This window comes from Haloarchaeobius ordinarius (assembly GCF_051801355.1).
In the GTDB taxonomy this organism is placed as follows: domain Archaea; phylum Halobacteriota; class Halobacteria; order Halobacteriales; family Natrialbaceae; genus Haloarchaeobius.
Genome location: NZ_CP196560.1, coordinates 245,579 through 266,805, shown reverse-complemented (window position 1 = coordinate 266,805; position 21,227 = coordinate 245,579). Strand labels below are relative to the sequence as shown.

Genomic DNA, 21,227 nt, shown 5'->3' with positions numbered 1-21,227 from the left:
CCATGAGTACAATCATGGCATCATCATTCGCCCCCGTAACGGGGCAGATCATCAATGGACGATACATCCAAATACCTCATTCACGCGAACATCACGGCCGACGGGGTGGTCGAACGCAGTGACGTCGTCGGTGCTATCTTCGGGCAAACCGAGGGACTGCTCGGCGACGAACTCGACCTCCGGGACCTCCAGCAGTCCTCGAAGGTCGGGCGAATCGACGTCGAGATACAGTCCGAGGCCGGGCGCTCGTTCGGCGAGGCGACCATCGCGACCAGCATCGACAAGGTCGCGACCGCCACCCTGGCCGCGGCGCTCGAGACCATCACACGCGTCGGTCCCTGCGCCGCCCGCATCGAAGTAACAGACATCGAGGACGTCCGCGCAGCCAAGCGGCGCGAGGTCGTCGAACGCGCCAAGGAACTCCTGGCGACCTCGTTCGACGACTCCATCATGTCTTCGGAGGAGATACTCCGAGAGGTCCGCCAGCACGTCCGCGTCGAGGACATTACCGAGTATGAAGGACTCCCGGCGGGGCCGCGGGTCGAGGACAGCGACGCCATCGTCGTCGTCGAGGGGCGTGCCGACGTGCTCCAGTTGCTCAAGTACGGGATAAAGAACGCCATCGCTGTCGAAGGGACGAACGTCCCGCAGGTGGTCGCGGACCTCACCCAGGAGAAGACGGTCACGGCGTTCCTCGACGGCGACCGCGGCGGCGACCTCATCCTCAAGGAACTCTCGCAGGTCGGCGAGGTGGACTACGTCGCGTTCGCCCCCGAGGGCAAGTCCGTCGAGGACATGCTCCACCACGAGGTGTTCGAGGCGCTGCGCGAGAAGGTTCCCTTCGAGGTCGTCGCGGAGAAGAGCGACCCGCACGTCGCCATCGCGGCGACCGACGGGAGTACGGTCCCCGCACCCGAACAGGGGAGTGACGACCCGGCAGCGCCCGAGTCCCCCGACGAACCAACGGCCGCTGCCGACGCGACCACTGAAGCGGCGACGGTCGCGACGAGTGCCGCCGAGGCCGGGAGTGAAGCCGCAGCCACAGCGGCAGCGACGGAAGCCGGTGGCGCGACCGTGTCGAGCGACCCTGTGTCCGAGACCGCCGAAGCCGCGGCCGACGCGACCGCGACGGACACCGAACCGGCAACAGAACAGTCGACCGACGACGCCGAGTCCGGTACCGAGGCAGTCGAGACCCTGCGCGGACACGTCGAGACGGTGCTCGGCGAGGCCACCGGGCAGGTCCGGCTCCTCGACGAGGAGTTCGACGTGCTGGCGGCCGACGACGCCGAGAACGCCTTCGAACTCGTTCGCGACGCCGAGACCGTCCCGTACGCCGTCGTCCTCGACGGTGAACTCTCCCAGCGCGTCCTCGACGTGGCCGCCCAGCGCGGCGTCGACCACGTCGTCGCCCGCGAGTTCGGCGAGTTCGTCAAGCGGCCGACCTCGGTGCGGATTCGGACGGGAGAGCAGTTGCTCGGGCAGGACTGACCACCCTCGCTGGCCCACTGCCCGCACCGAAACCGGCTTTCTCGCAGGTGAGGAGTCTCCTTCATGACTGCCGAGGGCTTCGTCCAGCGATGCTCCGGAGCGGTACCAGGCCCGAGCGCGGCATATCAGGCGTGGTGACTTGCTCGCAAGGGGCCTACTGTCCTCCACCATGAGACCCGAGACGTGGCAGCGCGAGCTACTGACACCCGAGAACTGCGTCGTCGCGTTCATCGACCACCAGCCACTGATGGTGTTCGGCGTCAACTCCCACGACGCCGAGACGATACGGAACAACACCGTCGCGCTGGCGAAGGCCGTCAGGGCGTTCGACGTCCCCATCGTCTTCACCTCCATCAACCCGGGCTCCAGCGGCGAACTGTGGCCCGAACTGACCGGGGTCGCCCCCGACGAGGGAGAGGTCGTCCGGACCACGATGAACGCGTGGGAGGACGACGAGTTCGTCGCGGCCATCGAGGCGACCGGCCGGGACAAAATCGTCCTCTCCGGGCTCTGGACCGAGGTCTGTGTCACGTTCCCGGCACTCGACGCGCTGGCGGACGGCTACGAGGTCTACGTCGTCACCGACACCTGTGGCGGGACGACCATGGAGGCACACGAGATGGCGGTCGACCGGATGGTCCAGGCCGGCGTCGTCCCGGTGACGTGGCAGCAGGTCATGTGCGAACTGCAACGCGACTGGGCTCGCTCGGAGACGGCCGAGAAGACGCTCGACATCGCCTCACAGCACAGCGGCGCCTACGGGATGGGCGTCGACTACGTCCGGGCGATGACGGGCGGGTCGGAGGCGCAGGAACCGGCGCCGCAGTAACTCGGTCTCGGCACCGTCTTTTCGCTACAGCGCTCGCCGCATTCTCAGGGCGTCCCCGCCGTCCTCGAAGTAGCCCGGCAGCCGTTCCTCGGCCACGAACCCGAGGTCCTCGTACAGGCCTCGCGCGCCCTCGTTCTCCGGCTGCACCGTCAGCGTCACCGCCCGACAGTCTGCGCGCTGGAGGTGGACGAACAGCGACTGGAACAGACGCCGACCCCGGCCCTCGCGTCGGTGAGCCGGTGCCACGGCCAGTTCGGTCGCGAAGGCGGGCTCGCCGGTGAAGGCGTGGATGTACCCCACCACGACCCCGTCCGCTTCCGACACCAGCGTCACACCCGGTGGCATGTCCGAGAAGAGGTCGGATGCGGGTTCGTGGAGACACGTCTGGAGTGCGCGAATCGTGGGCAGGTCACGCGCTGTTGCGGTACGAATCGACATCACAGCAGGACGACGAACGCGGCGACGGCGGTGATGGCACCCGAGAGCGTCGCGAGGAAGTTCACGCCCTGGTTCCCCACCAGGGGGCCTTCGATGGTCGCCCCGAGGAGGCTGTCGACCGTCATGCCTGCGACGCCGGCCAGCAGGACCACGGCACCGCCGGTCGGGGTGACGGTCATGCTCGGGTCCACGGCCGGGAACACCGCGAAGGCGATGGCGGCCATGGCGAGTGCGCCGGCGATTCCGGCGAGTTCGCCCTGCCAGGTGACCGCACCGTCGGTCCCCGGTTCGACGCGTCTCCAGGTCGTCACGAGCCGCGGATTGTCGAAGATGGCGCCGATTTCGCTGGAGAGGGTGTCGCTCAGTGCGGTCGCCAGCGACCCGGCGAACGCGAACAGGAAGTAGGTGGCGTCGACCGGGACGAGGTCGACGCTGGCGGCCGCGAACCCGAGGACGGCGACGAGGGCGACGGCAGCGTTCCCGAGGACGTTCCCCGTCCCACGGGCTCCGTCGTTCTCCTCGGCGACACCACGCTCCCGTTTGATATCGTACTTGAACTTGGTGGCGAGTGCCCCGACCCCGAAGAAGGTGATGAGAAGCGAGAACCAGCCGAGACCGCCGAGGACGATGGTGAGGACGGAGAGCAAGATGCCGGTGAGCATCCCCTCGACGGACGCGGTCTGGAGTGCGAACGAGATGTAGCCGAGGGCGAGTGTGACGAGGATGGCGGCGGCGACGTCCTGATAGTGAACCTGCGGAGCGAGTTCGGAGAGCAACCAGCAGAGCAGCCCGACCGAGAAGAGGACGACCGAGTCGTCTCGTTCGAACAGGAGGGCTCGCAAGAGCGCCCCCAGAAACGCCCCACTCACGGCGAGGAAGGCGAACTTCGGCAGTGTCGCGGTCGGGACGGTCCCAGTGGTCAACCAGACGGCTGTGGCCTGCCCGGCGACGCCCGCAACGAAGCCACCGGCGACGAAGCCGATGCTGGCGGCGAACGGGTCGGCCCGGTAGCGTTTGACCAGTTCGGAGCAGAGGTTGCCGTACACCAGCAACAGGACAGTCCCGACGAACACCCACAGTGGGAGTTCTGGGACGTCCCCGGTGGTCAGGACCGACGCCGTAGTCAAGAGACCGAGTCCGGTCAGGGAGAGGACGAACCCGAGGAGGCCGTAGAGACGATTCTCCTCGCGGTCGCCGGGTCTGGCGAACAGCTCGAACAGCGGTCCGTCGGTGACGAACGCTGCCCCCGCGAGTGCGGCGAGGGCGAGCGGGGCGGCGGCGGCGACCCCGAACGCGGGGACCACCAGCACGAGCGTCCCGACGGCTGCGAAGGCACCTGCTCTCCGGACTGCTGTAGTCACGCGAGTGCCCCTTTTCCCGGCGCTTACTTACCGTTTCCGAAGCCATCGGTCGGCCAGAAGGCGACAGATTCAGGGGACAGCGGTCGAACACTGTGGCTGTGGGACTGTACGACAGGTACCTCGCGATGCGCGTACGAACGGACGATACCGAACTCCCCGAGCACGTCGCCCTCGTCATCACGGAGCGCGACCTGCTCGAACAGGGGGCGTACGAGACGCTGTCTCGGTTCTTCTCGTGGGCGTTCGAGTTCGACGCCGAGCGCGTCACCGTCTACGTCAGCGTGCTCGACGCGGCCGCGGCCCCGACGCTGGCGCGCCAGTTCGACCAGATAGACGCACCGGCAGCGGTCGCCGTCCGTGGGCCCGAGGACGCCGAACGCGCCGACGCGCCCATCCAGGTCGGTATCGGGCTCGGCGGGAAACACGAGTTCACGACCGCGGTCAGGAGTGTCGCCAGCGAGGTGGCCGACGGGCAACTCGACCCCGACGACCTCGACGAGGCCGACATCGAGGAGCGACTCGTGTTCCCCGCGGAACCCGACCTCGTCATCAAGACGGGGGCAGAGCGACTCTCCGATTTCATGATCTGGCAGTCCGTCTACTCCGAACTGTACTTCACCGACGTGAACTGGCGGGACTTCCGGCGGCGGGACTTCCTCCGGGCGCTGCGGGAGTACCAGAACCGGAACCGCCGGTTCGGCCGGTAGCGCAGCGCCGGTTCGGCTGGTCACGTCGCTGGCGAACACCGTCTCAGTCGACGACCTGATAGCCCTCGGCTTCGAGCGCACTGGAGACCCGTTCGTCCAGTCGGTCGACGAGTTCGACGGGCAGTCTGCTGATGGCGAGGTCCTGCCGCCACAGGGTCACGTCGGTGTCCCTGTCCCGGGAGACGAAGTGGTAGCGCCGACCGTACTTCTCACCGTTGTTCCCGTACGCGAGGACCATGACGTACGGCTCGCCGACGTAGGTGTGTTCGCCGTGTTCGACCTCGTCGATGTCCCAGTGACCGAACTGGTGGACGGTCACCCGCTCGAAGTCGGTGAGGTTCGTCGCGTACGTCTGGGTGACGAGTTTACGCTCGAACTCCTCGCGGTTCCACTCGCGGATGTCGACCTCGCCGTCTGTGACGCGCTCGGCGACGACGTGGTCGGGGGTGATTTCGGTCACGGTCCACTTCTTGATGAGGGGTGACTCGACGTCGCGGTCGGCGTGTTTGACGATGTCTCCTTCGGCGACACGGAAGTAGACTGGGCGGGTCGGTCGCCACTCGATGAATATCTCATCGGGTTCCTGCCAGACGTGGGTCCGCTGTCCCAGGATGGTCCGGGTCTGCAACTGGCCGTTTCGGTTCGATACGCTCTCTGCCATGTGCTATCAGAAGGCATCTGTTCGGTTAACGCTCTCGTCGGTGGGGCGAGACGAACGAGTCGTTAGGTGGTTCTCTCCCGACACGAACGTATGGGTCGAAAGGGCCAGTACTGCGGTCGATTCGTCACGTCGAGGGCCGAATCGTGTCCACTCTCTCAGATGTATCCAGACAGATTTATGGGAGATCCTATCGATGCAAAAAACGTGTCACGAAACGCCCTCCCGGCCGTCCTCGTGGCGGTTCTCGTGATCCTCGCGCTCGCGGTCGCCGCGGGGTCGCTCGCCGGCATCGATGGGGAGCAGACCGGCTCTCACGGCGATGCAAGGGGGTCGACCACCGACCTGCCGACCCCGAACGGGAGCGGCCCGGTCGAAGGTTCCAGCGGGAACGGTGACAGTATCGGTCGCACCCTGCACCTGCGACTCCTGCTCGTCCTCGGTCTCGGTGTCCTCGGAGTCGCCTACGCCGCGGTGCCGTCCCGTCGACGGACCATCGGTCTGACCGGCCTCGCGCTCGCCGTCGCCGTGACCGGGTTCGTCACGTATCGCCCGGACGCGGCGGTTCGCGTCCCGACACTCGGCACCAGTCCCGTGGCCAGCGCCGCCGGGGTGGTCGCGTTCACCGGTGCGCTCGTCGCCGGCTGGTACCTCCTGCGCGGCGACCGCGACCCCGAATCACTCGGCCCGGAACCGACGCCGCCAGCGTCGTCCACGCCCGATGCGACTACCAGCCAGCCACATCCCGCCGATAGACCGGCGAGCGACCCGGTGCACCGTGCCTGGCAACGGATGGTTCGGGGACTCGACCTGTCCGCACCCGCGTCTCGGACGCCGGGCGAGTTCGCCAGCGCGGCCATCGAGGCCGGCCGTGATGCGGACGCAGTGCGTCGGTTGACCCACCTGTTCGAGCGGGTTCGCTACGGCGACGACGACCCGTCCGACCACGCGACCTGTGCGACCGAGTTGGCGACTCGGGCGGAGGCTGACCCGTGAGACGGTGGCTGCTCGTCCCCGGTGTCGCCTGCATCGCGGCCGGGCTCGCGACGACGGTCGCGCCGGGACTCGCGGCGGGGGCTGGCCTCGCCGTGGTCGTGCTCGTCGTGGGCGGAGTCACTGCGGCGGGTGCCGCGCTCGTCCTCGGCTACCGGAGCGGCGGCGGGCCCGCCGACCGGGTCGAGTCCCCGGGCCCAACCACGCCGACCGACCCCGGCGCGGCTGTGGACGCACTGCTCGACGACGTGACGGCGACCGGCAGACGACGGGGTGACGATACCCGCCGGGAGGTGTACGACCGGATAGAAGCGGTGGCCGTCGACGTACTGGTCGCCCGGTACGACTGCACCGCAGAGACCGCCCGGGAGTGGTTGGCCGCTGGTACGTGGACCGACGACGAAGCCGCTGCCGCCTTCTTCACCGAGGGGTTGCAGCCGGCGTACTCGACGACCGACCACCTGCGGACCGTCCGGACCGGTGACCCGCCGGTTCGCCGCCGGGCCCGTCGAGCACTCGCCGAACTGACGGCCATCGAGGAGGGGTCGGCGTGAGCGAGCACGAACCAGACACAGGCCACGAAGAGACCGACTGGACGGTCACGGACACCGGCCGCTGGCGCGGGGTCGTTCCGCTCGCCCTCGCGGTCACCGCGCTCGGGACCCTCACGTCAGCCCCGGCCGTCCTCCTCGGCGGGGTCGTCTGCGCCGGGCTGGCGGTCGCTCGCGTCGCGACCACCGTCCCCGAACCGTCTGTCGACTGCACCCGGTCGGTCACCGACCCTCGGCCAGCCGAGGGCGACCGGGTGACCGTCGACCTCCGCGTCGAGAACACGGGCGAGACGACGCTCCCGGACGTTCGCGTGGTCGACGGTGTACCGCCGGGCCTGTCGGTCGTCGACGGGACGCCGGAACACGTCGATTCGTTGCGCCCCGGCCAGTCGCTCACCGTCTCGTACACGATTGCGGCGACGCCCGGGACGCACCGTTTCGACTCCCCACGGGTCGTCTGTGCCGACCGACTCGGTGACGTGTCAGTAGTTGGGGACCCACCCGTCGCTCCGACGACGGTGCACTGTTCCCCACCGCTGCCCGACGTCGCACCCGTCCGACTGCGCCCACCACGTGGGGGACTCCCCGGCCGGGTAACCGGCACCGGAAGCGGCGATGGGGCGTCGTTCCACAGTGTCCGCGAGTACCGCCGTGGCGACCCACTCGCCAGGGTCGACTGGGCGCGGTTCGCCCGCGACGGGGACCTCGCGACGGTCACCTTCCGCGAGGAGCGCGCCCCGACCGTCGTCCTGGTCGTCGATGCCCGACCTGCTGCGTTCCTCCAGTCGCCTGGCGACCCGCCGTCTGCTCGCGAGCGTGCTGTCGCGGCCGCCCGCACTCTCGTCGCTGGCCTCGGGGACGCCCAGGTCGGCCTGGCGGTCCTCGCCACGGGCCTCGACTGGACTCGACCGGGGACCGGGCGGACACACCGGGTTCGCCTCCGGCAGGCACTCGATTCGGTCGCCGGTGCCGAAGTCCCCGGTGCAGCCGGCTCTTTCGACCCCGACGCGACCGAGTCGACGCTCCGGGCTCGGGTCCCTGCAGGGGCACAGGTCTGTCTGCTGACCCCGTTGTGTGACGACGAGATGGCAGGACTCGCCCGGCGACTCGACGTGGCCGGGGTGCCGGTGTCGGTGGTCGCACCGGACCCGACGGCGACCGACACGGCGGGGCAGCGACTCGCCCACCTCGAACGCCGGACGCGAATCCGCGACCTGCGTCGGGCGGGTATCCCCGTGCTCGACTGGGAGACCGGAGACGTCGTCGATTCACTCCGCCGAGCGGGGTGGTCCCGATGAGTGAGGAAGAACCCGTCTCCGATACGTCTCCCCGGCCCGGAACCTGGGTGGCCTTCGCCGCCGCGCTCGGCGTGACGTTCCTCACGGCCGTCTCGGTCGTCGCCACCGTGGTCGCGGTCGCCGGGACGGCACTGCTCGGCGCTGGGGCGCTCCACGATTCCCATCGGGGGAGACGTACTGGAGCGGTCGCGTTGCTCCTCGCCGTCTGCATCGGTGCGTACGGCGGGCTTCCGGTCCCGGTGGTGCTCCTGGGCGTCGTCGGCGTCACCGTCGCGTACGATTCGGCCGCGCGGGCGGCGTCGTTGGCCCGGCAGGTCTCCGCGGCCGAGTCGACCCGGTTCGAACTCGTCGCGAGTGCTCGCACCACCATCCTCGCCGGCGGAACCGCTGGGCTGGGCTATGCGGTGTACCGACTCTCGTTCGGGAGCGTCCCACCGACGGGGGTCGCGCTGTTGCTCGTCGGGTCGTTCCTGTCGCTCCTGGCGATGCGCTGAACCGGGGACTCAGTCGGCGACGTGTGGCTCCTCGGTGGCCTGTGAGTCCTCGGCGACCCGGGCCGCCTCGTCGTGTTCCTTGCCCGAGAGCGAGTCGCGGAATCGGTCGGCCACCGACCGTGCCTCCTCCAGTTCGGCCGTCCCGAACGCCCGGAGCAGGGCCAGGGCGCGTCGCGCACGGGTCTGACGCCACGACTGTTCGCGGTTCTCGTAGGTCCGGATGGCCCGGAGGAAGTCGACCTTCGAGAACTCCGGCCAGTACGGCGCACAGAAGAAGACGGCCGCCTCGTTCCCGTTGGCGTGCCACGGCAGGAAGTTCGAGGTGCGCTCGTCGCCACCGGTCCGGATGATGAGGTCGACGTCCCGGACCGACTGGCCGTACAGGCGGTCTTCGATGGCCGCCACGTCGATGTCCGTGGGGTCCAGGTCTCCCTCGTCGACCGACTGGACGACGGTGCGGGCGGCAGTGAGGAGTTCGTTGCGTCCACCGTAGGCAAGCGCGATGTTCAACACGAATTCGTCGTAGTCGCCCGTTCGCTCGTCGGCGTACCGGACCGCCGACCGGACGCGTTCCGGGAGCAACGAGACGTCACCGATGGTCCGGACCCGGACCTCGTTCTGATGAACCTTCTCGTTGTCCGCGAACTCCCGGAGTTTCTGTGCGAGCAGGTCGAACAGGGGTTCGAGTTCCTCCTGTGGCCGGTCGAAGTTCTCGGTCGAGAAGGTGTACAGGGTCAACTCGTCGATTTCGAGCTCCTGACACCACCGGAGCATCTTCTCGGCCGTGTTCGCTCCTTCGCGGTGCCCGTCGGGTGCGTCACCGCCGTTCTCCCGGGCGTACCGGCGGTTCCCGTCCTGGATGACGGCGACGTGCGTCGGCGTGCCGGATATCTCTCGGCGGAGCAACCGCTCGTAGCCGGCACGCCACTGTCGTCGGAGCCACGAGCGCATTTGCTCGGGATAACAGGCGAGGCGCTAATGTGTCTTGTGTTACGGGTTCGGTATGTGGTAGCTCTGGATGGCAGGGTCGACGCCTCGACACGGGACCGTGAGGGCTATCTGTCGGCGGAGACGAGTTGCGCGCATGTCCGACACCCTCGACGACGACCTGAAGCGGCGCACGAAGGCCCTGCTGGAACCCGGCGAGGTCCAGCTCAACGGGGCAATCGTGCACACCGAGTACTCCGGGCAGGAGGACATCCAGATGATGCAGGCGACCCTCGACGTGGGCGATATCATCGCCGAGCACGCCGGGCACGACCCGAAAGACGTGTACGTCCACTCCGGCAACGACGACCCGGACTTCTCCTCGAACCAGCACCAGGGGCTGACCATCGACGGCGAGGAGTTCGTCTGGGAGTGCCAGCAGCTGCTTCGCAACGGCAGTTTCGACGTCGTCATCTACTACGAGGCGTCGGCGGACCACGAGGCGATTCTCGCCGACGTCGAGGACCTCGGTTACGACGTGACGGGCGTCCTCGGCTCGTGAGCCGAGGGTTCGACGGACGTTCGTCCGTCGGCGTTCGCGGAGACTGAGCCGGACGCTCCGCGGCGACCGACCCGACAGCGGCAATGAAATTTTCGTCGGCTGTCTCGAAACGTGCAGTCATGCCGACACGCTCAGGCGCGTCACACGCGCTGTCCGCGTTCGTGGTGCTACTCGGGGGGACGTCTCTCGGGGACTACGTCGAACTCTCCGTCGATGCGACGGACATCGCCGCGACAGTCGACGCACTGGCGTTCCTCTGGGGGGTCGCGTTCTACAAGAAGATGCGTTGAGCCCGGTTCGAGGCCGAGTTCCTTATGCATCCCCGAGACTGAGGCAGGGACATGGGAAGGGCGGTCGACTACGAAATGGATAGCACAGACCGCGCCATCGTCAACGCGTTCCAGGGTGGATTCCCGGTCGTGGCGCGCCCCTTCGACCCGGCAGCGGCCGCACTGCGAGACCGCGGCATCGACCTGACCGAGGGCGAACTCGTCGAACGGGTTCGACGGCTCGACGAGGAGGGTGTCCTGACCCGGTTCGGGCCACTCATCAACGCGCAGGAGATCGGCGGCACGGCCACGCTCGTGGCCATGCACGCGCCCGAGAGCCGGTTCGACGAGGTCGCAGAACAGGTCAACGCACACCGGGAGGTGGCGCACAACTACGAGCGCGAGCACCCACACCTCAACATGTGGTTCGTCGTCAGCGTGGCCGACGCGGACCGCGTCGAGGCGGTGCTCGCCGAGATAGAGGAGGAGACGGGACAGCAGACGTACAACCTGCCGAAACAGCAGGAGTTCCGCGTCGAGGCGAAGTTCTACGTCGACGCCGTCATCGAAGGCGGTGACGTCGACCTCACGGGCCTGGGACCGAACGAGGACCCGTCGGGCCGGACGACGCTCACCCCACAGGAACGCGACCTCGTACTGGAGATTCAGGACGGGTTCGAGGTGACGGCGACGCCGTACGCCGACGTTGCGGCGGCCATCGACGCCGACCTCGACTGGGTGCTCTCGACCATCCGCCGGTTCGAGCGCGAGGGGAAGATTCGCCGCATCGGCGTCATCCCGAACCACTACGCGCTCGGCTACACGGAGAACGGGATGACGGTCTGGAACGTCCCGGACGACGTGGTCGACGAGGTCGGCCCCGAGATAGCGGGCCTGGAGTTCGTCACGCACTGCTACGAGCGGCCGCGACACGACGGCGTCTGGCCGTACAACTTCTTCGCGATGACACACGGGCGCAGCGAGGAGGAGAGCCAGCAGCGCATCCAACAGGTCCGCGACAAGATGGCCGAGTTCTGGGACGTGAGCGAGGACGACTGGGACTCGCTGTTCTCGACACGCATCCTGAAGAAGACGGGTATCCGGATGGCCGAGCGGGCGGAAGCGAACACGGAGTCGGTGTGACCGAGGCGGTGCGCTCCCGGGTGGCGGCCGCCGATTCCCGTCTCGTGGGAGCCGACGCTACCCTTTTACGTGCGTCGTCCAATCCTCGTGACGAGACAGTGTCGTTCGACCAACACCGGAGGGACCGATGATACCGCTACTTCACGATTTCGAGGGTGAGACCGTCCTCGTCGTCGGTGGTGGCCGCGTCGGGGCTCGCAAGGCCCGACGGTTCGCCCGCGAGGCGCGAGTCGTGGTGGTCAGCCCCGACTTCGCGGAGCTGGACTTCGGCGGGGCAGAACTCGTGAGGGCCGCACTCGCCCCCGAGGACGTGGCCGACTGGCTGGCCCGACTGGACCCGGCCCTCGTTGTCGCCGCCACCGACGACGGGGGGCTGAACGCCGCCATCGAGGAGACGGCGAGAGACCGCGGCGTGCTCGTCAACCGGACCGATAGCCACGGCGGGCGGGACCGGGGCAGCGTCGTCGTCCCGGCGACGGTGCGGGACGACCCGGTGGTCGTCTCCATCTCGACCGGCGGCGCGTCGCCCGCGCTCTCGAAGTACCTCCGCGAACGACTCGAGGGCGAACTGGCCGGCGCAGGCGCTATGGCCGAACTCACCGGCTACCTGCGTGACGAACTCCAGTCACGGGGCGTGGACCCGGCAGAACGCCGGGCCATCGTCCGGGACGTCGTCAGAAGGGATGACGTTTGGACAGTTTTACGTACTGGTAACACCAAGCCCCGTCAGATAGCGCGTGAGGTCCTCCGGGACCGCGCACTCCCCGAGAAATGAACGCAGGAACAGGCGTCATCACCGGCGTACGTGTCTCGCACTCCGTGGCCAGCGTCGACGACATCGCGGCCGCGAGCGGCGAGTCACAGCGAGCTGTCGTCGCGTCGCTTCGCGCCCGAGACGGCGTCAGGGAGGCGTATTGCCTCCAGACGTGCAACCGTGCCGAAGCGTACGTCGTGACGGACGACCCGGTCACCGGCCGGGCCGTCGTCGACGACTACGCGACCGGCGTGTCCGACGACGTGGTCGAGTACATGGGCCACGACGAGAGCCTGCGTCACCTGCTCCGGGTCGCCGCCGGCCTCGACTCGCTCGTCCTCGGTGAGGACCAGATTCTCGGTCAGGTCCGGACCGCATACGAGGATTCGCGGGCCGAGGACGGCATCGGACAGATGCTCGACGACGCCGTGTTGAAGGCCATCCACGTGGGCGAGCGCGTCCGCACCGAGACCGACATCAACGAGGGCGTCGTCTCGCTCGGCTCGGCCGCCGCCGAACTCGTCGCCACGAAGCGCGACCTCGACGGGGCGACCGCGCTGGTCGTCGGGGCGGGCGAGATGGCTACGCTGGCCGCCCGCGCCCTCGCGGACCGCGGCGTCACCGACCTCGTGGTCGCGAACCGCACGCTCCCCCACGCCGAACACCTCGCCGAGCAGGTCGACGTCGACACCGAGGCGGTCACGCTGGCCGCGCTCGACACCGTCGTCGACCGCGCAGACGTGGTCGTCACGGCGACAGGGAGCGACGACCCCGTCCTCACCGCCGCCGACCTCGACGATGGCAACGACCACGTCGTCGTGGACCTCGCCCAGCCGCGCGACGTGGCGACCGACGCACGCGACCTCGACCACGTCACCGTGTACGACCTCGACACGCTGGAGGACGTGACCGAGGAGACGCGAGAGCAGCGCCGCGAGGCCGCCGAGGCCGTCGAGGAACTCATCGACGAGGAGTTCGACCTCCTGCTCGACCAGTACAAGCGAAAGCGCGCCGACGAGGTCATCGGTGCGATGTACGAGTCCGCAGACCGCATGAAACAGCGCGAGGTCGAGACGGCGCTGTCGAAACTCGACCTCGACGAGGACGAGCGCGAAGTCGTCGAATCGATGGCCGACGCGCTCGTCGGCCAGCTCCTCTCGGCCCCGACGAAGAGCCTGCGTGAGGCTGCCGCCGAGGACGACTGGACGACCATCAACACCGCACTCCAGCTGTTCGACCCCGAGTTCGGGGCCGACGCGCCGCCGATCGCGACGTTCGCGAAGATGGGCGAGCTGCCCGACGAACTCCCCGAGGGCGTCGCCGACGAACTGCCGTCTGACGCCCCCGTCGGCGCACTCAGCGACGACGACTGAGTTCTCGAGTTGCGTATCCGCCGATTCCGAGTCCGACACCCGCGAGCGCCGCCAGTGCGCCGAACCCGGCTGTCGAACCCGAATCGTCGTCTCCTCCCGTCCCATCACTGCCGGTCCCGGCAGGTCCCGGGTCCGGGCGCTCCGATGGGGTGGTGCTGCCAGTCTCGTCGTCGCCACTGCCATCCTGGGGCGCTAACCGTGCGACGACTCCCGAGTTCCCGTCCAGTGTCGCGCTCCGGGTCGTCCCGAGGTACAGTTCGCCGTCGTGGTCCGCACCGAACGAGAGCAAGAGGGCGTCGAGGACGTTCCCCTGCCCGGCGACGGAGACGCTCGACATGGGCCACTGGCCGTCCTCGGTCGGGTCCGCGACGTAGAGTCGGCCACCCGAACCGCCGCGCCAGTCGCCGAAGACGTATCGACCCGCGAGGGCCGGGACGGCAGACCCCTGGTAGACGTAGCCCCCGACGACGGCGATGCCGAGCGTTTCGCCGTCGCGCTGGTGGGGGTACTCGACGACCGGGTCCACGAGTGGCTGGCCCGCGGGCGTCTCGGCCGGGCAGGAGTCGGCCGAATAGCAGTGTGCGCCCTCGCGGACGTTCCACCCGTAGTTCCCGCCCGCGGTGACCAGACTCACCTCCTCGTAGCGGTTCTGGCCCACGTCCGCGACCAGCAGGTCCTCGCCGGCGAACGACATCCGCCAGGGGTTCCGGAACCCCCACGCGTAGTGCTCGTCGAGGCCCTCGCGGCCGACGAGTGGGTTGTCGTCCGGGATGGCGTACGCGTGCTCGTCCGATTCGCCGTCCACGTCGATTCGGAGGACGCTCCCGAGCAGGTTCTCGGTCACGTCCTGACCGTTCCCACCGGCGACGGCGTCGTACCAGTCCGAGACGTGGCCCAACCCGCGGTCGCCCGCGCCGCCGCCATCACCGGTCGCGACGTAGAGGTAGCCGTCGGGTCCGAAGACGATGGCACCAGCGTTGTGGTTCGCCTGCGGCTGTGGAATCTCGAGGACGGTCCGCTCGGTGTTCGTGGGGGCCGACTCGCCGTCGGCGGTGAACTCCGCGAGCACGAAGGTGTGCGAGTAGTTCGAGGGCGTGCCGGACCGCCGTGGGGCGCTGTAGCGGGCGAAGACGCGACCGTTCTCCTCGTAGTCGGGATGGAAGGCGAGGCCGAGCAGGCCGCGTTCCTCGTAGCCACTCAGCGAGACCATACGGTCGCGCACGTCGAGGAACCGGCTGCGCTCGCCGCCCTCGACCACGTCGACGTAGCCGGTCTGGTCGACCACGTACGGCCGGTCGTCGCCGGGTCCGAACTCGACGGCGAGCGGGGCGGTGAACCCCTCGGCGACCGGTTCGAGCGCGACGGTCGGCCCGGCCGCGAGTCCGCTGTCGGAGCCGCCGAGACTCCCGGTGACACAACCCGCGCCCAGGGCGATGCCGGTCGCGGCCGCAGTGCTGGCGAGGAACTGTCGGCGGGTTCGGCGGGGAGCGCTGGTGCGGCGGGGAGCACGGGTGGACGTCGGAGAGGTGGAAGCCGGGGACTCGGGTGGTGTTCCCGTCATGTGGGTGGGTACGGGCGCCAGCAGGAAAGGTGGTTCGCGGGGGACGGCGGCCGAAGCGGGGCCGACCCGCGGTCAGACGAGGGTCTCCGTGACGTAGTTCGCCGCCGCACGCAACGTTGCCTCGCTCAACTGCCAGGTGTGCTCCCAGCGCCGCGGGGCGAGTTCCAGCCCGTCGTGGCGGGAGAACGAGTCGTGGTTGTAACAGCCAGAGCCGTGCCAGCGAGTCTCGCCGCCGAAGACCGTATCGTCCGCGTAGGCGGTCGCCATGGGCGTGACGACGACCGTCCCGAGTTCACGCATCACCACGGCACCGAGGTCGTGTTCGCACCGTGACCCCACCTGCGCTTCGGTGGTGTCGCGGCTCAACACCGTGTGCAACCACTCGTGGATGGCGATGTTCTCCGAGACGGCGAGACCGTCCCAGGTGTCGGTCGCGCCGACGTTGGCGAACGCGATGGCACCGTCATCGTCCACGTTGTCGTTCGCGCCGCCGTAGCCGAGTGACTGGTTGTAGGGTTCGTTCGGGAGGTAGAGGTGGCACGCGCCCGGGTCGTAGGCGTCCGTCTCGCGCAGCCAGGTCTCCACGTCGGCGTACAGTTGCTGGTACGAACTCGTCCCGATTCGTTCCTCGGGAATCGGTGTCCCGCGGGTGACCGAGACGTCGACGGACACGTCGTGACCGTGTCCGAGCCGGTAGGCGACCTGGTCGACGCCGTTCTCGACGGCGCGGGCGACGCGCCGGGTCAGCGTCGACCAGCCGAACCGGCTGTCGGGATGGACCTGTACGGCGAGGCGGGCGGTGGGGCGGGAGCGCTCGCGTGTCGGCGTCTGGAGGGCCGGCAGACCAACGGTACCGAGTCCGAGGGCGGCGAGCATTCCCCGCCGTGTCGTGTGGGGCACGGCCGGCGATTCGACGGCGACCGGTATGACGTTTCCCCCACCCCAGCCCATGGCCGTGCCCCAACGATTATCTGAATCGGCTTCGATGATTCGGCCATGGCTGACGTGCTGTCAACCGACGAAGTCCAGGAGCGACTCCCCGAGGAGTGGTCGCTCGACGGTGACGAGATCGTCCGGACCTTCGAGTTCGACGACTACATGAAAGGCGTCAACTTCGCGCAGTTGACGGGTGAAATTGCGGAGGCGCAGTTCCACCACCCGACGATGATAATCCGGTACAAGGAGGTGGAGGTCCGGTTCACCAGCCACGAGGAGGGTGGCGTCACGGAGAAAGACATCGAGATGGCCGAGTTCCTGAACAAGGAAGTCTGAGCATGCACGCCGAGTACGTCGTCGCGGTCCGGTTCCGGCTCGAACCGACCTCCGCCGACGTCTCGGTGACACCGAACGAGTTCGAGACGACGCTGCTGCGCGAGGCGGACGAACCCGGAACCGACGGGTGGCTCTTCTTCCGGGACAACCTCTGGCGCGGTTCGTTGAACGACCCGCCCCACGTCCGCGAACTGGCCGAGGACGCCCTCGGCGTGACCGTTCTCTCCGTCGAGTTCCGCGGGTTGCGGACCGACTCGGCGTACTTCGAGGCGCTGAAAGCCGAGATAGGCGACGATCTGGACCTGTTCCGGGCGGACTCGGTCCACGAGGTGTTGAACAAGTACCTCGGGAGTTCGATACAGGTCGAAGAGTGAGTGGCCAGGCCCCTCGTTAGTCGGGTGCTACCCGCCCGGCTAATGATGCTTTACTGTCACGACTGCCGGAAAGCCTTTATCCGGAAATTGCCTACTCTCTGTTCCTCATGCGACCTGCGGACTACGACTTCTGGCTCTTCGACCTCGACGGCACGCTCATCGACGTCGACTGGTCTTACACCCGCGAGGTGTTCGACGACGTCGGCGCTATCCTGGGTCGGGAGTTCACAGACCGCGAGGCCCACATCATCTGGAACGGCCTCACGGGCAAGCGCGACGACCAGCTCCGCGAGTGGGGTATCGACCCGGCCGAGTTCTGGCCCGCCTTCCACTCCATCGAGAATCCGGACGTGCGAGCCGAACGGACGTTCCTGCACGACGACGCCGCGTTCGTCGGCGAACTCGACGCGCCCGTGGGTCTGGTCACGCACTGCCAGCAGTTCCTCACGGACCCCGTCATCGACCACCTCGACATCCGCGACTGGTTCGACACCATCGTCTGCTGTACCGACGACACTGGCTGGAAACCCGACCCGCAGCCGGTGTACCGCGCCCTCTCGGACATGGACATCGAGTACCGGCGGGTCGCCTCGGACGGCGGGTTCGGCTCCGTGGCCGACGGCGTCCTCGCCGGTGACGGGAGCTGTGACGTTGGTGCGGCCTGGAACGCCGGCCTCGACGCCATCCACGTCGAACGGCACGGCCACGAGAAGCGCGGCCACTGCGTGATGGGCGACTACCGCGTGACGAACTTCGAGGAGCTGTGGCGGCAGGTCGATTCGGAGACCGCGAGCGACTGATTACTGCTCCCGGGCGCGGTAGCCCGCGAGGGTCGTCGTCTCGTCCGCGACAGTGTCCAGTACAGCCGCCAGCACCTGCATTCTGGATTTCTCGATTCTATCGGGATTCGCGAGCACCTGCACCTGTTCCTCGCCGAGGGAGACGAAGTCCATGTCCAGGTTCTCGGCAGTCGCCCGTAGCCCGAGCCCGGCGTCAGCCTTCCCCGCGAGCACCTTCCGGGCCGGGCTCTCGTGCGCCCGGAGCGAGAGGTCGAACCCGTCGATAGCCGAGACGATGTCGTGGCGGTCCTCACCGCGCTCGTCGGCGAGGTCGGCGACCGCGTTCCCGAGGCTCGTCCGGAGTCCGGAGTCGGTCGTCCGGTTGACGAACCGGAGGTCGCGGTCGGCGAGGTCGGCGAGCCCGTCGATATTCTTGGGGTTGCCGTCGGGGACGACGAGGCCCCACTCCCGGGTCCACGCGCCGAGTCTCTCGGCATCGACCTCGCGGTCCAGCGGTCCGGAGGCGACCGCGAAGTCGGGGACGCCAGAGCGCAGTCTCCGGAGTCCCTGTCGCGTGCCGACCGAGAGGTATCTCGGGGAGCCGACCCGGTCGAGGACCCGCGAGAGCAGCGGGTCGTCCTCGCCGACGCCGAAGACGCTCGGCGGGCGCACGTCGGGCGAGAACAGCTGGACCTGCACCGACTCGCCCTCGCTGAGGTACTCGGTGTCGGCGGGCACCTCGACCACCCCGTCGGCCTCGACGAGGCTGGTGGTCGCGCCGGAGCCCTTGTCGACCGGATAGACCAGCGTGTTCCCGTCCCCGTCCTCGACCAGTCCGACGGGCATCAGTCGCATCCTCCCTTCCGCATACCGTTCTTGCACCGCCATCGTGCCCTCGACGGTGGCGGTTCGGGGCTCGGGCAGGCCGGCGGCCCGGCGGATTGCCGGAGCGACGAACGTCCGGAAGATGGTGAGCGCGGAGACGGGATACCCGGGGAGGCCGACGTACGCGGAGTCATCCAGCCGACCGACGAGCATCGGTTTCCCGGGCTTGACGGCGACGCCGTGGAGCAGGAGTTCGCCCTGGTCCTCGATGACCTGGTAGATGACGTCGACCGCGCTGGCGCTCGTGCTCCCCGAAGAGAGCACGAGGTCGCACTCCTCGCTCGCTTCGACGAGGATGCGCTCCATCTCGTCGTAGTCGTCACCGGCGTGCGGGTACAGTTTCGGGACGCCGCCCGCTTCTTCGACCCCCGCGGCCACGGTGTAGCTGTTCACGTCGTATATCTGGCCGCGTTCTGCGTGTAATTCGTCGCCGGGTCGGACGAGTTCGTCGCCGGTCGAGACGATTCCCACTACCGGTTTCCCCTCCACCGGGACCGCCTCGACACCCAGTGCCGACAGCAGCCCGATTTCGCGCGACGTGAGCCGAGTGCCGGGGCCGAGTGCGCGTTCACCCGCGGCCACGTCCGAGCCGGCGAACATCACGCTGTCGCCCGGAGCGACACTCGTGTAGACGCTGACGTGCTCACGGTCGTCGGATTCTTCCGTTCGTTCGACCATCACCATCGCGTCCGCGCCGTCCGGCATGACCGCGCCGGTCGAAATTTCCACGCACTCGCCGACGCCGACCTCCACGTCGGGTTCGACACCGGCGTGGACCTCGCCCACCAGGTCCAGCACCGCGGGGTCGGCCTCGTCTGCCCCGAAGGTGTCCTTCGCCCGGAGCGCGTAGCCGTCCAGTTTCGCCCGGTCGAACCCGGGCACGTCGATGGTCGCGTCGATTCGCTCGGCGAGGACGCGACCGCGGGCGTCCTCCAGCGAGACCGTTTCGGACTCCGGTTCGAGGTCGAGGCTCGCGATAGCCTCGTGGGCTTCCTCCGGTGGGGCCAGGTCACGGAACTCCTTTCTCACGGCAACCACTCCCAGTTCTGGACCGCGATGAGGTCGCCTTCGGGCAGTCCCTCGATGCCTTCGCGTATCTCCACCCAGCCGTCGGCGAGCGCGACCGACGAGAGGACGCCCGAGCCGCCGGCCCGAACCGGGACTGCGACGCGCTGGCCGTCCTTCGAGTCGAACCGAACGCGGGCGTATGTCCGCACGCCGGGTTCGCTCGGTATCTTCCGGTCGAGCATCGCCGGGTTCGTCGGGGGCTCCTCGATGGGGAGCGAGCCGGTCCACTTCACGGCGTACCGGAGGAACTGCACCGCGTTGACGATGCAGGCGACGGGGTAGCCGGGGAGCATCACGACGACGGTGTCCTCGACCTGCCCCAGGGCGACCGGGTGCCCCGGTTTCAGGGCGACCCCGTGGACGAACACGTCGCCCAGTTCGTCGACGACCTCCGGAACGAGGTCGCGCTCGCCAACGGAGGAACCGCCGGTCGTGGCGACCACGTCGTGTTCGTCACAGGCGTCTTCGATGGCTTCTCGGAGCTTCTCGCGGTCGTCCGTGACCACGTCGTACCGGGTCGCCTCGGCTCCCCATCGGTCCACGAGTCGCGAGACGGTCAGCGAGTTCGTCTCGATGACCTCGCCCGGACCGGGGTCCGACTCGACCAGTTCCTCACCGGTCGGAATCACGCCCACGCTCGGGTGGTCGAACACGCTGATGGACTCGATGCCGACCGACCGGAGCAGGCCCAGGTCGGAGGGCCGGAGTCGGTGGCCCGGGTCGTAGAGGTGCTGGCCTTCGCGGACGTCTTCTCCGACCGCAGCGACGTTCTCACCCTCTGCCAGCGCGTCGAACACCTCCACCTCGTCGCCGAACGTGTCGGTGTGTTCTATCATGACCACGGCGTCGGTCCCGGCAGGGAGCGCGCTCCCGGTGTGTACCCGCACCGCCTCGCCCGGCATCGGGTCCTCCTCGACCACACGGAGTACCTCGGGCGACCGGTCGCTCGCGCCGAAGGTGTCGCTCGCGCGAACCGCGAAACCGTCCATCGCCGCCCTGTCGTAGTCCGGGACGTTCCGGTCGGACTCGACCGGTTCCGCCAGTACCCGCCCGTCGGCGTCCGCGACCGGGAGCGACTCGGTTCGGTCGAGCCGTGTCACCCGGTCTGCCAGGGCCTCCCGCGCGTCGTCTACCCGCGTCCGGTCCTTGAATCCGGACTCCTTCCTGTCCTCGTCCATACGCTTCCTCCCCGCGCCAGCGGCAAAAACGTGCGGTCGGCGTGGTGGACCGGCCGTACTATTCGCCCTTCTCTACCGTTAACTACTCGACGACCGTCTCTGGATACTTATCGGCCCCGTTCCGGTCGCTCCGACGGCGGCTGTCGTCGTCCCTGCTCGTGGTGCTGTTCGTCCTCGGGACAGTCGGACTCGCTGCCGTCGATGCACTCGGCTTCTGACCCGGCGCTCGGCGGTCCCGGCCACCGCGGTCGCCGCCGCCCGG

General features: G+C 68.4%; 23 protein-coding genes. 15 read left to right on the top strand and 8 right to left on the bottom strand.

Annotated features, from left to right (window positions below):
- Positions 1-54: 54 nt before the first annotated feature.
- Both dnaG and ACSC1R_RS01425 read left to right on the top strand, forming a co-directional pair.
- Positions 55-1,491 (top strand): DNA primase DnaG, encoded by a 1,437-nt coding sequence (gene dnaG / locus ACSC1R_RS01430; RefSeq protein ID WP_439027285.1) that lies wholly within the window; start codon positions 55-57, stop codon positions 1,489-1,491.
- A 169-nt stretch (positions 1,492-1,660) separates the two neighbouring features.
- The gene (locus ACSC1R_RS01425) at positions 1,661-2,320 is read left to right on the top strand and encodes a hydrolase (protein WP_439027284.1); all 660 of its coding nucleotides are present in this window, start codon (positions 1,661-1,663) and stop codon (positions 2,318-2,320) included.
- Between the two features lie 24 nt (positions 2,321-2,344).
- On the opposite strand, the gene ACSC1R_RS01420 is transcribed toward ACSC1R_RS01425, so the two are convergent.
- On the bottom strand, positions 2,345-2,758 hold the full coding sequence (locus tag ACSC1R_RS01420) for a GNAT family N-acetyltransferase (protein ID WP_439027283.1): 414 nt from the start codon (positions 2,756-2,758) through the stop codon (positions 2,345-2,347).
- On the bottom strand, positions 2,758-4,119 hold the full coding sequence (locus ACSC1R_RS01415; protein ID WP_439027282.1) for a DUF92 domain-containing protein: 1,362 nt from the start codon (positions 4,117-4,119) through the stop codon (positions 2,758-2,760). The genes ACSC1R_RS01420 and ACSC1R_RS01415 overlap by 1 nt, the downstream gene beginning before the upstream one ends.
- Positions 4,120-4,217: 98 nt before the next feature.
- Between ACSC1R_RS01415 and ACSC1R_RS01410 the strand changes: the two genes are divergently transcribed.
- On the top strand, positions 4,218-4,826 hold the full coding sequence (locus ACSC1R_RS01410; protein ID WP_439027281.1) for an undecaprenyl diphosphate synthase family protein: 609 nt from the start codon (positions 4,218-4,220) through the stop codon (positions 4,824-4,826).
- A 43-nt stretch (positions 4,827-4,869) separates the two neighbouring features.
- Here ACSC1R_RS01410 and ACSC1R_RS01405 read toward each other — a convergent pair whose 3' ends face one another.
- On the bottom strand, positions 4,870-5,487 hold the full coding sequence (locus ACSC1R_RS01405) for a hypothetical protein (RefSeq protein ID WP_439027280.1): 618 nt from the start codon (positions 5,485-5,487) through the stop codon (positions 4,870-4,872).
- 204 nt (positions 5,488-5,691) lie between these two features.
- Here ACSC1R_RS01405 and ACSC1R_RS01400 point away from each other — a divergent pair, with 204 nt between their 5' ends.
- The 4 genes from ACSC1R_RS01400 to ACSC1R_RS01385 are packed head-to-tail and all read left to right on the top strand — an operon-like array spanning position 5,692 to position 8,820.
- Positions 5,692-6,480, top strand: a complete 789-nt coding sequence (locus ACSC1R_RS01400; RefSeq protein WP_439027279.1) for a DUF4129 domain-containing protein — start codon at positions 5,692-5,694, stop codon at positions 6,478-6,480.
- A complete protein-coding gene (locus ACSC1R_RS01395; RefSeq protein ID WP_439027278.1) occupies positions 6,477-7,031 on the top strand; it encodes a DUF7269 family protein in 555 nt (184 codons plus the stop codon). Before ACSC1R_RS01400 ends, ACSC1R_RS01395 begins: the two co-directional genes overlap by 4 nt.
- Positions 7,028-8,326 carry a DUF58 domain-containing protein gene (locus tag ACSC1R_RS01390; protein WP_439027277.1) on the top strand — a complete coding sequence of 433 codons (1,299 nt, stop codon included), beginning with the start codon at positions 7,028-7,030 and terminating at the stop codon, positions 8,324-8,326. The genes ACSC1R_RS01395 and ACSC1R_RS01390 overlap by 4 nt, the downstream gene beginning before the upstream one ends.
- Positions 8,323-8,820: a DUF7519 family protein gene (locus ACSC1R_RS01385; RefSeq protein ID WP_439027276.1), complete on the top strand. Its 498-nt coding sequence runs from the start codon at positions 8,323-8,325 to the stop codon at positions 8,818-8,820. The genes ACSC1R_RS01390 and ACSC1R_RS01385 overlap by 4 nt, the downstream gene beginning before the upstream one ends.
- Before the next feature lie 9 nt (positions 8,821-8,829).
- On the opposite strand, the gene uppS is transcribed toward ACSC1R_RS01385, so the two are convergent.
- Positions 8,830-9,771, bottom strand: a complete 942-nt coding sequence (uppS, locus tag ACSC1R_RS01380; protein WP_439027275.1) for a polyprenyl diphosphate synthase — start codon at positions 9,769-9,771, stop codon at positions 8,830-8,832.
- 133 nt (positions 9,772-9,904) lie between these two features.
- Between uppS and ACSC1R_RS01375 the strand changes: the two genes are divergently transcribed.
- The 5 genes from ACSC1R_RS01375 (at position 9,905) to hemA (ending at position 13,848) form a co-directional block, all read left to right on the top strand.
- Positions 9,905-10,309 carry a DUF5778 family protein gene (locus tag ACSC1R_RS01375; protein ID WP_439027274.1) on the top strand — a complete coding sequence of 135 codons (405 nt, stop codon included), beginning with the start codon at positions 9,905-9,907 and terminating at the stop codon, positions 10,307-10,309.
- Positions 10,310-10,428: 119 nt separating this feature from the next.
- A complete protein-coding gene (locus ACSC1R_RS01370) occupies positions 10,429-10,599 on the top strand; it encodes a hypothetical protein (RefSeq protein ID WP_439027273.1) in 171 nt (56 codons plus the stop codon).
- Between the two features lie 75 nt (positions 10,600-10,674).
- Complete coding sequence (gene ahbB, locus ACSC1R_RS01365; protein ID WP_439027272.1) at positions 10,675-11,721, top strand: siroheme decarboxylase subunit beta; 1,047 nt, start codon at positions 10,675-10,677, stop codon at positions 11,719-11,721.
- A 127-nt stretch (positions 11,722-11,848) separates the two neighbouring features.
- A complete protein-coding gene (locus ACSC1R_RS01360) occupies positions 11,849-12,496 on the top strand; it encodes a precorrin-2 dehydrogenase/sirohydrochlorin ferrochelatase family protein (protein ID WP_439027271.1) in 648 nt (215 codons plus the stop codon).
- Positions 12,493-13,848, top strand: coding sequence for a glutamyl-tRNA reductase (hemA, locus tag ACSC1R_RS01355; protein ID WP_439027270.1), 1,356 nt, complete (start codon positions 12,493-12,495; stop codon positions 13,846-13,848). Before ACSC1R_RS01360 ends, hemA begins: the two co-directional genes overlap by 4 nt.
- Here hemA and ACSC1R_RS01350 read toward each other — a convergent pair.
- Together ACSC1R_RS01350 and ACSC1R_RS01345 are read right to left on the bottom strand one after the other, a co-directional pair.
- On the bottom strand, positions 13,832-15,409 hold the full coding sequence (locus ACSC1R_RS01350; RefSeq protein WP_439027269.1) for a PQQ-dependent sugar dehydrogenase: 1,578 nt from the start codon (positions 15,407-15,409) through the stop codon (positions 13,832-13,834). The genes hemA and ACSC1R_RS01350 overlap by 17 nt on opposite strands.
- A gap of 72 nt (positions 15,410-15,481) precedes the next feature.
- Positions 15,482-16,309, bottom strand: a complete 828-nt coding sequence (locus tag ACSC1R_RS01345; RefSeq protein ID WP_439027268.1) for a hypothetical protein — start codon at positions 16,307-16,309, stop codon at positions 15,482-15,484.
- Positions 16,310-16,405: 96 nt separating this feature from the next.
- Here ACSC1R_RS01345 and ACSC1R_RS01340 point away from each other — a divergent pair, with 96 nt between their 5' ends.
- The 3 genes from ACSC1R_RS01340 to ACSC1R_RS01330 all read left to right on the top strand — a co-directional run bounded on the left by ACSC1R_RS01340 (position 16,406) and on the right by ACSC1R_RS01330 (position 17,855).
- Positions 16,406-16,681 carry a 4a-hydroxytetrahydrobiopterin dehydratase gene (locus ACSC1R_RS01340; protein WP_439027267.1) on the top strand — a complete coding sequence of 92 codons (276 nt, stop codon included), beginning with the start codon at positions 16,406-16,408 and terminating at the stop codon, positions 16,679-16,681.
- 2 nt (positions 16,682-16,683) lie between these two features.
- Positions 16,684-17,055, top strand: a complete 372-nt coding sequence (gene lwrS, locus ACSC1R_RS01335) for an LWR-salt protein (RefSeq protein ID WP_439027266.1) — start codon at positions 16,684-16,686, stop codon at positions 17,053-17,055.
- Between the two features lie 107 nt (positions 17,056-17,162).
- Positions 17,163-17,855, top strand: coding sequence for an HAD family hydrolase (locus tag ACSC1R_RS01330; protein WP_439027265.1), 693 nt, complete (start codon positions 17,163-17,165; stop codon positions 17,853-17,855).
- Here the strand turns inward: ACSC1R_RS01330 and ACSC1R_RS01325 are convergent, their stop codons facing one another.
- A complete protein-coding gene (locus tag ACSC1R_RS01325; RefSeq protein WP_439027264.1) occupies positions 17,856-19,757 on the bottom strand; it encodes a molybdopterin biosynthesis protein in 1,902 nt (633 codons plus the stop codon).
- Complete coding sequence (locus ACSC1R_RS01320; RefSeq protein ID WP_439027263.1) at positions 19,745-20,965, bottom strand: molybdopterin molybdotransferase MoeA; 1,221 nt, start codon at positions 20,963-20,965, stop codon at positions 19,745-19,747. Before ACSC1R_RS01320 ends, ACSC1R_RS01325 begins: the two co-directional genes overlap by 13 nt.
- Between the last annotated feature and the right edge of the window lie 262 nt (positions 20,966-21,227).